Below are 12,972 nucleotides of genomic sequence, written 5' to 3'. Positions count from 1 at the left end.
AATTTATGGGGGTGTCCGTAGTGTCAGATATAGATTTTAATAAAATAAACAGTATGGAGTTTGATGTGCTTCGTGAAATCGGTAATATCGGTGCCGGTAATGCCACTACTGCACTCTCTCAGATGATTAACAGTAAAATAGACATGAAGGTACCCAATGTAGAATTGCTGGAATTTAAAAATCTTGCCGATATTGTCGGCGGAGCGGACAGAATAGTGGTTGGTATTTTGTTTACTCTTGAGAATGACATAGACGGCATGATGATGTTTATGATGGATATGCCTGCTTCGAGGTATCTTGTCAATATACTTCTCGGTAATCCTCAACCGGACGATTTGTCAGGCGATTATGAATTTAGCGAGATGGAATTATCTGCATTAAGTGAAATAGGTAATATAATAGCCGGCGCATATCTTTCGTCTCTATCCACTTTGACGAATTTGACCATAACTTCCAGTATACCTTATATGGCCATAGACATGGCCGGAGCAATTTTAAGTGTTCCGGCTATCGAATTCGGAAAAATAGGTGACAAGGCTCTGCTTATTGAAACCGAATTTGGTGATAAAGAAAAATCTGTCAACGGTTATTTTATCCTTATACCGACATTAAACTCATACAAGGCCATTTTAAATTCGTTGGGATTATAGGGTGAATAAATGAGCAAAATTATAAAAGTAGGCATGGCTGATGCCAATGTATGCGCCGCGCCGGACGTAATTACGACATTGGGTCTGGGCTCCTGTGTAGGGATTGTTTTATATGATCCGGTAAGTAAAATTGCAGGCTTGGCACATATAATGCTTCCGGACAGCACAAAAATACTTAACAATTCAAATAAATACAAGTTTGCAGACACGGCTATAGATATTCTAATCAAGGATATGATGCGTATCGGGGCAAACAGAAATAATTTGGTTGCGAAAATTGCAGGCGGAGCGCAAATGTTCAATTTCGGAAACAGCTCCGAAATGATGCGTATCGGTGACCGCAATGTGGAGGCAACAAAAGAAAAGCTGGCCCAGTTGGGTATCCGTATCTTGGCTGAAGATACAGGGGCCAATTACGGAAGGACCATAGAGTTTTATCCTGAAACAGGCTTGTTACATATTAAAGCTGTCGGAAGAGAATTAAAAATTATCTGATCTTTGACTTCTACGACAGCTGGAAACGGAAGGTGAAAAAATGCGAGAAAGATATTTGCCGCCTTTGATTATGCTTATTGCCGGTGCCATAACCTGCATACTGGATATTATTAACAAAACTGATTTGCTGACCAGTTTAAAGCGGCTTCTTATAGTCCTGATTGTGTTTTATATTTTAGGATTGATAGCTAAAGTGATTATCGTAAATACACTGATAGCAAAACGATCAAAAGACGACCAAACGGATACCGTAAACGGGGATAATTCTGACAACAAATTACAAGATGAAAAAGAAAATAATAACGAAAATATAGAAAATAATAAATAGGAAAATAATTAGCAATCAAAGAGAAAGACCGGTCCCGAAAAAGACTAGTCCCGTTAACGAACGGATAATATTTTGTTGCTGCATAAGACTATAATGGGGATAGGCTTTAATACACTTAGGAGGCAGTATGAATACTGATAACAGGCAAAAGCTCTGGGAGGAATATGCAAGGAAAAAAACTCCTGAACTTCGCGAGAAAATAATAATTGAATATGCCGGACTTGTAAAGCTTGTTGCAGGACGCCTCAGTATGTATTTGGGGTATAATGTGGAATATGACGATCTTGTCGGATACGGTATATTTGGTTTAATTGATGCAATTGACAAATATGACTATACAAAAGGATATAAGTTTGAAACATATGCTTCATTAAGAATAAGGGGAGCCATTCTGGACCAGATAAGGAAAATGGACTGGATTCCAAGAAGTATACGTCAAAAACAAAGAAAGCTTGAAAATGCGTACAGAAGCCTTGAGGCCAGATATGGCAAGGATGTTAATGATGAAGAAATAGCACAGGAATTGGATATCAGTGTTGAGGAACTGGAAAATTGGCAAAATCAAACAAAGTTAACGAATATAATATCCTTAGACGAATTTCTGGAACAAGGCTCCGAATCAAAAAATGAGCAATATCTTACGGCAACCTTTGATCAGCCTGATAAAATTGTGGAAAGGCAGGAGCTGAAAGAAATTTTGACTAAGGTTTTAGATACATTGACAGAAAAAGAAAAGAAAGTCATTATTCTTTACTATTATGAGGAGTTGACTTTGAAGGAAATCAGCAAAATACTTGAGGTTTCCGAGTCCAGAATCTCGCAGCTGCATACAAAGGCATTGCAAAAAATGAGAAAAATGTTGGGTGTTAATATCGACGTTCTGACCAGTTTTTAGCTGATTATATGAAAAAGTTAGGGAACTTGTGATATAGAAAAACTGTCAGGGTTGATACTAAAGAAATGGAAGGAGGTAAAGATGGGGCCATTAAATGCTTATTTTCAATTAGTCATTAAAGATGACGGAACTTATTTGAAACTTTTTGGAGAGGAACCCGGGGGAAGAGGCCTTATATATGATGAAATCAGCAGTTATTTAGCTGATAAAAGAATTTATGAGTTTGACAAATCTTCTTTAGGATGGGCTATGGCTAATCTTAAGAAGGAGGCGGAGGTAAAACTTACATCAGCGGTACTAATTCCCCAGGATGAATATATGAAAATAACCATAGACGAACACAGAATGTATGCATTGTGCAGGTTTTATCCTCCCAGTAACGGCGGTAACCTGCTTACAAAAGAAGACATAATTGCAGGCCTTAATCAGGCAGGAGTAAAACACGGAATAGATGAGGTTAAAATCTTACAGTTTCTTAATGACCGGAGATATTGTACCGATTACATTTTTGCCAAAGCAACACCGCCTGTAGAAGGACGGGACGCAGAAATAATTTATCATTTTAACACTGACCTTACTATGAAACCGAAGACAAACGAGGACGGGTCTGTAGATTTCCATAAACTGGATATAATCTGCCATTGTAAAAAAGGTGATCTATTGGCCACCTTGAATCCGGTAGACTACGGCAAACCCGGGGTGGATGTTTTCGGACAAATAATTCACCCCAGAAAAGTTAACAATAAAATCCTTAAATACGGACCAAAAGTAGTAAAATCCGAAGACGGTCTGCGGCTTTATGCAGAGGTGGACGGACATGTTTCGCTTAGAGACGGTAAAGTACTTGTGTCGGATGTTTTTGAAATCCCTGCGGATTTGGATTCGTCAACGGGAGATATTGAATATGACGGAAACGTAGTTGTCAGAGGAAACGTAATTACCGGATTTTCAATTAAGGCCAAAGGAGATATTGAGGTTCACGGTGTAGTGGAAGGAGCTTATATAGAGGCCGGAGGCCACATAATCTTAAGACGGGGCATGCAGGGAATGAACAAAGGAATCCTAAAGGCAAACGGCAATATTATTACTAAATTTATTGAAAATGCGGAGGTAATTGCCGGAGGATATATTAATACGGATTCCATTATGCACAGCAAAGTATCTGCTCGAAAAGAGATAATTGTTGGAGGAAGAAGAGGTTTTGTAACCGGTGGTGTAATCCGTTCCGGAACAATGATTTCCGTCAAAACTGCTGGCTCCACAATGGGAACCAGTACATTGCTGGAAGTGGGCATAGATCCGCAGGTCTTGGACGAATTTCGGGAAACAGAGAAAAAAATCGTGGCCATAAAGGCGGAGAAAGAAAAGATTGCTCAGGCTATATCTTTAATCCGCAAGAAACTTCAATCCGGCGGAAATATAGACTATAACAAGCTGCAAACACTTAAGCAGTTAACCAATGCCGGCATTCAGCTAAATACGCAGCTTGCCGAAGTCCAGGAAAGATATGAAAAGCTTAAAGTTGAAGTGGAGTACAATGAAGCAGGCTCGATTAAAGTATCTGATACTGTATATCCCGGGACTAAAATTATAATTTCCAATATTATATACTATGTCAGGGATCCCATACAACACAGCAAGTTTATTCGTGACAGGGCCGATATAAAAGTTGTACCTTTAACATGACTTACATATGGCATAAGGATATAGACTCCCCGGTTATTAAAATTTAAAAGTAAAGGGGGAATGGCAATGCCTATTAGGCCGATTGATATTGTAAAATCTCATGATGCTTCTCAGTACATGAATTTACAGAAGCAAAAAATACAACATGAACAGGTACAGATCAGCAAAAATTTTCAGAACGTTATACAAGCCGAGGCATCCAGACCTGTAGAAACAAACAAGAGTGAAAACAATGAGTTTCGCTATGACGCCAAGGAAGAAGGCCGGAACAAATATAAAGGGCCCAAATATAAAAAGAAGCAAAAAGAGGACAAAATTAAAAAGCCGGCAAATACAGGCGGACGGCCGGGCGGAATAGATATTTTAATCTGAAAATATGGCTATATATGCGGAAAAGGTGGTAGACGGTGGACTTATTGGAAATAATAATGCTTGTCATAGGAGCGGCTATAGCAATTGTCGGAGGTTTATTATTAAAAAGCCCGCAAGCAAACAGTGAAGCCGATCCTTATGAAAGCGGTTTTTTTAAGCAATACGGTGAAAGCTTATCTTCGTTAAGTGAAGAAATTATAAACAAGACCGAGGATTATTTAAGCAAGCTATCCAATGAAAAAATCATGGCAGTAAGTGAATACTCGGATCAAATATTAGAAAAAATAAATCGTAACCATGAGGAAGTCGTTTTTCTCTATAATATGCTTACCGGCAAAGAAAAAGAACTCAAAGAAACGCTTAAGGAATTAAATGATGTGAAGCGCAATGCCAGAGAAGTTCTTTTAAGTAATAATGAAGTTATTAATCCTGAAAACGAACAAAAAGAAATTAATCATCAAAAAAACACGGAGAGTTTCGATAAAGATTCGATTGACAGCCAACCGGCTTCAATAAATAATGAAGAAATACTTAATCTGCATTCCCAGGGTATGTCAATTCTGGAAATATCAAAGAAACTGGGAATCGGACAAGGAGAAGTTAAGCTTATAATCGATCTTTTCAGTAAGGGACAATAAGAATAGGATGTGTAATAAAAATGAAGCTTAAATATTATCTGATGGGACTTGGAATTGGGATTTTTGTTACTACACTTGTCCTTTCAATTGGCGATAAAAAAGAGAAACTGTCAGACGAAGAAATAATTGCAAGGGCCAGAGAACTAGGTATGGTAATGGAAGATGAAAGCAAGGACGATTGGGAAAGCATTATCGGTAAATCTCTGGACAAAGACGATACAAACAAGGAAATTGCAGATAAATCAAAGGATGACAGTACAAACGGACAAGCATCAAATGAATCTTTATCTTCGGAAACTTCTGAAACTGAAAATACCACGGTTAATGAGAATACGAATGAAGTTATAAATTCGTCTGAAGATAATAATGCAGAAAATCAAACAACTGATGCAGAAGACGGGGCAGATGATGTAAGAATGCCGGAAGATACGGATAATGACAACAAGTCAGCAGATAGCGAAGATAATGATAATGAAAATATATCGGAAACAGACGATGAAATTACATTTACCATTATCGAAGGTATGACATCCAATCAGGTGGCTGAGCTATTAAATGAAATCGGCCTTATAGAGGATGCAAAAGACTTCGACAATTATGTAATAAGAATGGGTAAATCAACTGTTATCCGAACAGGAACATTTACTTTACACAAAAATGCAAGTTATGATGAAATACTTAAAGCTATTACAAAATCTTCTTTACACAATTAACCGAATATGGTATAATCAACAACGTTGAAAAAACACGTATATGGATTTCATGTATGGTGCCGATTAGGTCTACATGAAATGTGAAGTATACGGAAGAAACTAACCAAATGGAGGTAATTTATGAGCGTTATTTCAATGAAACAATTATTGGAAGCCGGTGTTCATTTCGGACATCAAACCAGAAGATGGAACCCTAAGATGGCGCAGTACATCTACACAGAGAGAAACGGCATCTATATCATTGACCTGCAAAAGACAGTGGTAAAGATTGACGAAGCCTATGCCGCAATTAAAAGAATCGTAGCAGACGGCGGTACTATTCTCTTTGTAGGAACAAAGAAGCAGGCACAGGATGCCATTAAGGCAGAAGCTGAGCGTTGCGGAATGTACTATGTAAATGAGAGATGGCTTGGCGGAATGCTTACCAACTTCAAGACAATCAAGAGCAGAATTGACAGATTAAGAGAAATTGAGAAAATGTCCGAAGACGGAATATTTGAGGTTCTTCCTAAGAAAGAAGTAATCAAAATTAAGAAAGAATGGGAAAAGCTTGAGAAGAATCTGGGCGGTATCAAAAATATGAAGAAGCTTCCCGATGCTATATTTGTTGTAGATCCCAAGAAAGAAAGAATCTGTGTTCAGGAAGCTCATATACTTGGAATTCCGCTGATCGGTATAGCTGATACTAACTGTGACCCTGAAGAACTGGATTATGTAATTCCCGGTAACGATGATGCAATTCGTGCGGTTAAATTAATCGTTTCCAAGATGGCCGATGCGGTTATTGAAGCAAATCAGGGCGTACAGTTGACAGATACAACTGAAGATACAGATGTATCGGAAGAAGAAACATCCGCTGAATTAGATGTTAATACCGAAGATTTAGAGGAAGTTGCCGAATAATATGTGGATGGGTCTGTTGCAGATGTATATGCATTACAACAGTCCCATTTTTAAAATATAAATATTTTGGAGGTAAAATAATGAATATAACAGCTAATATGGTAAAAGAGTTAAGAGATATGACCGGTGCCGGTATGATGGAATGCAAAAAGGCTCTGACAGAGACTGGCGGTGACATGGACAAGGCTGTTGAATACCTGAGAGAAAGAGGCCTTGCTGCTGCAGAAAAGAAAGCTGGAAGAATTGCTGCAGAAGGTATTGTAGATACAAATGTAAGCGAAGACGGTAAGGTTGCTTCTATCGTAGAAGTAAACTGCGAAACCGACTTTGTTGCAAAGAACGAGAAATTTAAAGAATATGTTGCGGCTGTTGCAGCTCAGGCTGCTAAGACCAATGCTGCCAATATCGATGATTTCCTGGCAGAAAAATGGGAGCTTGATCCTACTAAGACCGTTAAAGAACAGCTTGCTTCAATGATTGCTGTTATCGGTGAGAACATGAATATCAGAAGATTTGAGAAACTTACAACCGATAACGGATTTATCACTTCCTACATCCATGGCGGCGGAAGAATCGGTATCCTGGTAGATGTTGAAACTACCGCAGTAAATGATGAAGCAAAAGAGGCTGCAAAGAACGTGGCTATGCAGATCGCGGCTATGAATCCCAAGTATGTTAAGAGAGAAGACGTTCCTGAGGATTTCATTGCTCATGAGAAGAATATCATCAAGGCTCAGATTATGAACGATCCTGCAAACTCCAAGAAGCCTGAAAATATTATTGAGAAGATGATCGAAGGCAGATTGAATAAAGAATTAAAAGAGATGTGCCTGGTTGATCAGTTATACGTTAAAGACAGTGATATGACTGTCGGTCAGTATCTTGAATCCGTATCAAAACAGGTTGGTGCACCTATCACCATTAAGCGTTTTGTACGTTTTGAGACCGGTGAAGGCCTTGAGAAAAAATCCGAGGACTTTGCAGCTGAAGTAGCAAAGCAGATGGGTATGTAATATCGGTGCCAGGTACTGTTAATAAATTATGAACAAATTGTAAATAAGGCTCTAAAAGCCTGTAACACGATTACGGGATTTTAGGGCCTGCTTTTTTCTGCCTTATAGCAGTTAAAACCATGTTGCCGGACGTAATCTGTACTTTGCACAAACTTAAAGATTGAGAGGACTGATATAAATAGACCGGAATACTATTATACTGGCATCTTCAGGACTGATCCTTTTAATTTTAGTTATTAAATATTACCGAAAGAAAGCATTTCCTTACAAATTAACATATTTACTTTCAAAAAGTGAAACTGTTTTTTACAATTCGCTTAAACCTGTGTGTGACAAGTACGGATATGTTATTTGCCCAAAAGTGGGCTTAAAAGATTTTATTACAGTTACCGGCAAAAAAGATTATCTTAAATGGTTTCGCAAGATATCCCAGAAGCATGTTGATTTTCTTATATGCGATAAAAATTTACGACCGATTATGGCAATTGAACTTGATGACAGCAGCCATGAACTGAAAAAAGCAAAGAAAAACGATGAATTTAAAAACAAATTGTATAAGCATATCGGTTTTCCCCTTATAAGAGTTAAAGCGGCAAGATACTATAGGCATCAGGATATTGATTTAATAGTGTCAGGCACCGTAAAAAATTTTGGCAATAAGTAAACGGCGTAAGGTATTAAATCACCTTTACGCCGTAGTGCCAACTTCGGCTGAACTTGACAGATTAGAACTGCAAGAAATAAAGGTTCAGGATATTTATAATATTTTTTTGAATTAATTAAAGCGTTGATATAATACATTTTTAGGGACCGGTTGTTAAAGAAACCGGTCTTTTATTTATGTCATGCTTTATATGGTATTTTAATGTATAATATATACAGTATGATCATAAAAAGCAAAGAGTTATTGAAAAGAATCAATTGGAGGCATATTTATGAGCAAATACGGAATAGTTTTAACGACTTTTGAAAATGAAAAGCAGGCAGAACCTGTAATAAATGAAATTATAAAAAATAAACTGGCTGCATGCATACAGGAAATAAAAATAAAAAGTCATTATATCTGGAAGGATGAACTTTGCCATGATGATGAGATTCTGGTTTTAATAAAGACAAGAAAGGAAGTATATCCCGAACTTGAGAAAAAACTTTTGGAACTTCATCCATATGAAACCCCGGAAATCTTAATGGTGGATGCGGAAAAAGGAAGTAAAGCATATCTGGCATGGATAGATGAACAGACAGGCAAGGGCTGATTTGCCATTGTAAATGTTTTAGTTCATTAAAGCAAAAAGTTTTCATAATATCCTGCAGAATGGCATTTTTTGCCTGTCTGAATAAGAAAAAGGCGGCATATTCTTTTTCACAATTAATCTCGTAGGCGTCAGGTAAATATAAAGTAAACTTATATAAAAAGCTTTAATTCCCTTATGAAAATAGTGTTATTTTAATTCGATTTATGCTACAATAAATAGAAGAAAGTCGATAAAACACGACACTTTTTATGACTAATGAGGTGAAATTTTGCAGAAAATAAATTTTTCTTTAGAGGATGTGAGTAACAAAAGCACAGGTATACAGAAAAAAAAGAGGATTAACAGAATTAAGACAGCAATTATTATAATTATATTTATTCTTTTTCTTATACCGACCATATTGTGCATTTTGTTAAGCATACAGGTTAATAAACTGGAAAAAAAGATTAACAGTCTTATGACCCAAAATATTGAATCGGGATATAAAAATCAGGACGGTACGGGAAATTATGCTTATGCGTCAGAAATACCCGATTATGAAGATGAAAAATCAGAAGCAAACGGATCTGAAAACATGACTGATGAAAACAAAAACGGGTCAACATCGCAAAAATCCGGTATACATAATGCAAGCCAAGGTAAAATCGGCGGTTTAGATACATCTGATCTAAATAAGTCAAGTTCAGATAGAACCGATTTAGACAGTTTTGAAAATGTTAAAACCGATAAAACTGATTTAAGTAATTCCGCTTCAAAGCAATCCGGTTCCTCAGAAAAGACATATAATTCTGATAATGCAAGCGCTAATACAAAAGAAGAAAACGCATCCGGTATTACTAATAAAGACGCAGGCACGACTGCCACAGGTGAGAATGCCAAAGATTCATCAAATCGGAATGATTCAAAGGATGCAAGGAAGAAAGATAAAAAGTCTGATGAACCGGAAAACACATCTGATAAGGATAACAAAGAAAAAGACTTTAAAGATATCAGGCAGGATGTAGATACATCAAAAGAGTCACGGGGCATATATCATGAAAAAAAGGTATACCTGACCTTTGATGACGGCCCCAGTGATAATACGGATAAAATTTTGGATATCCTTGCCGATTATAATGTAAAAGCCACTTTTTTTGTTATAGGCAGTACGGATGAAGAGGATTTAAAGCGATATAAACGAATTGTGGACGAAGGCCATACTTTAGGTATGCATTCCTATTCTCATAACTATAAAGAAATATATAAATCTTTAGAAGATTTTGATAAAGACTTTACAAAACTATGGAAATTGTTATATGATACTACTGGATATATGCCTACTTTATACCGGTTTCCGGGAGGCAGTTTAAATCAGGTATGTAAAGAGGATATCAGGGAATTTATTGGCTATCTTAACAAAAAAGGTATTACATATTATGACTGGAACGTAGTTAACGGAGATGCGGAAGGAAAAGATTACACTGAAGGGCAAATGATTGAAAATGTACTGAACGGAGTGGCCAAAAAAGAGGTATCGATAGTACTGATGCATGACGGTACTGGAAAGGATAAAACCGTGGATACATTACCGAAGATACTGGATGCACTGATATCCGGAGGGGCCCAGGTGCTGCCTTTGGATGAAAATGTTCCATTAATTCAACAGGTCAAGGCTTCAAGTGTAAAATAATACATAGGGATGTTTATAATTTATGGGATTTTTTAAAGATTTCAAGGATGATCTGTCAAAGGCAGTTGATGAGCTGCTTCCGGACAGCAACGAAAATTCGGATGACTTGTCTGAAATGGTAAACACCTTGGATTCGGATGAACCAACCAATGATGAATCAAATGACGATATGCAGGCATTGTTAGATGAGATCGAAAATGATGCAAATGACAAATCAGATTACGATCCCAATTCCGATACTGAAAATGAACATAAAATTACGGGGGTAAATGAAACTAATAAAAATGAAAATAAAGATGTGCTGGAGGTTGGAGAAGGGGATATGGAAGAAAACATTGATTTAGAGCTTCTTGATGCTTTGAATTCGGAAGAAGACAAAAAGGACGATGCAAGTCTTAAGGAAAATACGGCAGAAGAAAAAGTACACGCCGCTTCCGTAGACGACGCAAAAGAAGATGAAGTAACCGTTATCAGTAAAGGGACCGTTATAAGCGGTAATATATCATCAAAAGGTTCTCTTGATATTATGGGTAATGTCACCGGCGATGTGGAATGTCTCGGAAAACTTACTATAACCGGTAAGGTGATAGGTAATGCCACCGCAGCAGAAATATATGTAAATACCGAGCGGATGGAAGGTTCTATAAACAGTGAAGGCAGTGTAAAAATAGGACTTGGTACGGTTGTAATAGGTGATATTTTGGGAACTAGCGCTGTTATAGCCGGAGCTGTTAAAGGGGATATAGACGTAAACGGACCTGTAGTAATCGATTCCACAGCAATTATAAAGGGAAATATCAAGGCTAAATCTTTACAGATCAACAACGGTGCGGTTGTCGACGGTTTCTGTTCATTAACATACTCAGACGTCAACCTGGACAATATATTTGAATAGCTTGATAAATCCGGCCTGTTGTGATAGAGTATTATAGGTATGGTTTCGCATAATCATATCAAAAAGATTTTTGATATGGAGGCTTTCGTTTTATGAAAAAATACAGCCGGGTATTACTTAAACTTTCCGGGGAAGCATTGGCCGGAGACAAGCAAATGGGTTTCGATGAAGAAACTTGCCTGAATGTGGCAAGACAAGTCAAAACTCTGGCAGAAGACGGTTATGAAGTAAGTATAGTTATCGGTGGAGGAAACTTCTGGAGAGGCAGAAGCAGCAAGACAATCGACAGGACAAAAGCAGACCAGATCGGTATGCTTGCTACTGTCATGAATTGTATTTATGTATCTGAAATTTTCCGCTATGTAGGACTTGACACGAAAATTTTCACTCCGTTTTCCTGTGGAAGCATGACACAGCTGTTTTCTAAGGACGAAGTTGTTAATTTCATGAAAAAGGGCGGAGTGGCATTTTTGGCTGGAGGAACCGGACATCCTTATTTTTCAACGGATACCGCGACGGTACTTCGGGCCATTGAGCTTGATTGCGATATTATTTTAATGGCAAGAAACGTAGACGGTGTTTACGACAGTGATCCAAAGATTAATCCGAATGCAAAAAAATACGATGTTATTTCATTACAGGAAGTTTTGGATAAGAAGCTTGGGGTTATTGACCTTACGGCGGCTGTTTTGAGCATCGATAATAAGATGCCGATGCTTTTGTTTGGCCTTTCGGAAGAAAACAGCATTGTAAAAGCCGCCTGCGGTCAATCAAACGGTACTACACTTACGGTATAGTGTTTTAAATTTTAGAGAGCGAAGAGGAATTTATAATACGAGGAGGGAGAAATAATGGATGAAAGACTGAAACCTTATGAGGAAAAAATGAATAAAACTTTGGATAATCTTAAAGAAGAGTTCACAGCAATTCGTGCAGGCAGAGCTAATCCTCGTTTATTGGATAAAATAAGGGTGGATTATTACGGACAACCTTCTCCGTTACAAGCGGTAGCAAACGTATCCGTACCTGAAGCCAGAATAATTCAGATTCAACCTTGGGAAAGCAGAATGATTAAAGAAATTGAAAAGGCTATACTGGCTTCAGATCTTGGCATAACGCCCAGCAATGACGGTAAGGTAATTCGCCTGGTATTCCCTGAACTTACGGAAGAAAGAAGAAAAGAACTGGTTAAAGACGTCAAAAAGAGGGCTGAAAATGCCAAAGTGGCTATCAGAAACATCCGCAGAGATGCCAATGATGCTTTCAAGAAAATGAGTAAGTCCAGTGAGATATCTGAGGATGAATGGAAGTATCTTGAAGAGGAATGCCAAAAGTTAACGGATTCCTATATTGAAGAAATTGATGAAATAACCGAAGCTAAGTCCAAAGAAATCCTTACCGTATAATACAAATCCTGTGTAAAATAGAAATTGCGTATTTATGTGATATTTTACTACCT

16 protein-coding genes are annotated in these 12,972 nt (G+C 37.6%); all 16 read left to right on the top strand.

The window, feature by feature from the left end:
• Window positions 1–20 precede the first annotated feature (20 nt).
• On the top strand, window positions 21–650 hold the full coding sequence (locus tag HHT355_RS06645; RefSeq protein ID WP_242967569.1) for a chemotaxis protein CheC: 630 nt from the start codon (window positions 21–23) through the stop codon (window positions 648–650).
• A 9-nt stretch (window positions 651–659) separates the two neighbouring features.
• On the top strand, window positions 660–1,145 hold the full coding sequence (locus HHT355_RS06640) for a chemotaxis protein CheD (protein WP_103202639.1): 486 nt from the start codon (window positions 660–662) through the stop codon (window positions 1,143–1,145).
• A gap of 40 nt (window positions 1,146–1,185) precedes the next feature.
• Window positions 1,186–1,473 (top strand): hypothetical protein, encoded by a 288-nt coding sequence (locus HHT355_RS06635; RefSeq protein WP_103202638.1) that lies wholly within the window; start codon window positions 1,186–1,188, stop codon window positions 1,471–1,473.
• Window positions 1,474–1,600: 127 nt separating this feature from the next.
• Entirely contained in the window at window positions 1,601–2,368 is a 768-nt protein-coding gene (locus tag HHT355_RS06630) for a FliA/WhiG family RNA polymerase sigma factor (protein ID WP_103202637.1), read from the top strand.
• An 81-nt stretch (window positions 2,369–2,449) separates the two neighbouring features.
• Complete coding sequence (locus tag HHT355_RS06625; RefSeq protein WP_103202636.1) at window positions 2,450–4,054, top strand: DUF342 domain-containing protein; 1,605 nt, start codon at window positions 2,450–2,452, stop codon at window positions 4,052–4,054.
• A gap of 66 nt (window positions 4,055–4,120) precedes the next feature.
• Window positions 4,121–4,426: a hypothetical protein gene (locus HHT355_RS06620; protein WP_103202635.1), complete on the top strand. Its 306-nt coding sequence runs from the start codon at window positions 4,121–4,123 to the stop codon at window positions 4,424–4,426.
• A gap of 35 nt (window positions 4,427–4,461) precedes the next feature.
• Complete coding sequence (locus HHT355_RS06615; RefSeq protein ID WP_103202634.1) at window positions 4,462–5,064, top strand: DUF6115 domain-containing protein; 603 nt, start codon at window positions 4,462–4,464, stop codon at window positions 5,062–5,064.
• 20 nt (window positions 5,065–5,084) lie between these two features.
• Window positions 5,085–5,777, top strand: a complete 693-nt coding sequence (locus HHT355_RS06610; protein ID WP_103202633.1) for an endolytic transglycosylase MltG — start codon at window positions 5,085–5,087, stop codon at window positions 5,775–5,777.
• Between the two features lie 120 nt (window positions 5,778–5,897).
• Entirely contained in the window at window positions 5,898–6,680 is a 783-nt protein-coding gene (gene rpsB, locus HHT355_RS06605; protein WP_103202632.1) for a 30S ribosomal protein S2, read from the top strand.
• An 80-nt stretch (window positions 6,681–6,760) separates the two neighbouring features.
• Window positions 6,761–7,693 (top strand): translation elongation factor Ts, encoded by a 933-nt coding sequence (gene tsf, locus HHT355_RS06600; protein WP_103202631.1) that lies wholly within the window; start codon window positions 6,761–6,763, stop codon window positions 7,691–7,693.
• Window positions 7,694–7,871: 178 nt separating this feature from the next.
• The gene (locus HHT355_RS06595; protein ID WP_103202630.1) at window positions 7,872–8,357 is read left to right on the top strand and encodes a DUF2726 domain-containing protein; all 486 of its coding nucleotides are present in this window, start codon (window positions 7,872–7,874) and stop codon (window positions 8,355–8,357) included.
• Between the two features lie 271 nt (window positions 8,358–8,628).
• Window positions 8,629–8,949, top strand: a complete 321-nt coding sequence (cutA, locus tag HHT355_RS06590) for a divalent-cation tolerance protein CutA (protein WP_103202629.1) — start codon at window positions 8,629–8,631, stop codon at window positions 8,947–8,949.
• 268 nt (window positions 8,950–9,217) lie between these two features.
• Window positions 9,218–10,618 carry a polysaccharide deacetylase family protein gene (locus HHT355_RS06585; protein ID WP_103202628.1) on the top strand — a complete coding sequence of 467 codons (1,401 nt, stop codon included), beginning with the start codon at window positions 9,218–9,220 and terminating at the stop codon, window positions 10,616–10,618.
• Window positions 10,619–10,640: 22 nt separating this feature from the next.
• Window positions 10,641–11,513 carry a bactofilin family protein gene (locus HHT355_RS06580; RefSeq protein ID WP_103202627.1) on the top strand — a complete coding sequence of 291 codons (873 nt, stop codon included), beginning with the start codon at window positions 10,641–10,643 and terminating at the stop codon, window positions 11,511–11,513.
• A 92-nt stretch (window positions 11,514–11,605) separates the two neighbouring features.
• The gene (gene pyrH, locus HHT355_RS06575; protein ID WP_103202626.1) at window positions 11,606–12,310 is read left to right on the top strand and encodes a UMP kinase; all 705 of its coding nucleotides are present in this window, start codon (window positions 11,606–11,608) and stop codon (window positions 12,308–12,310) included.
• 54 nt (window positions 12,311–12,364) lie between these two features.
• Complete coding sequence (gene frr / locus HHT355_RS06570; RefSeq protein ID WP_103202625.1) at window positions 12,365–12,919, top strand: ribosome recycling factor; 555 nt, start codon at window positions 12,365–12,367, stop codon at window positions 12,917–12,919.
• The last annotated feature ends 53 nt before the right edge of the window (window positions 12,920–12,972 follow it).

The sequence above is a fragment of the Herbinix hemicellulosilytica genome, from assembly GCF_002904165.1.
Taxonomy (GTDB): domain Bacteria; phylum Bacillota; class Clostridia; order Lachnospirales; family Lachnospiraceae; genus Mobilitalea; species Mobilitalea hemicellulosilytica.
The sequence above is the reverse complement of the archived record's forward strand: the minus strand, read 5'-3'. Positions and strand labels throughout refer to the sequence as shown.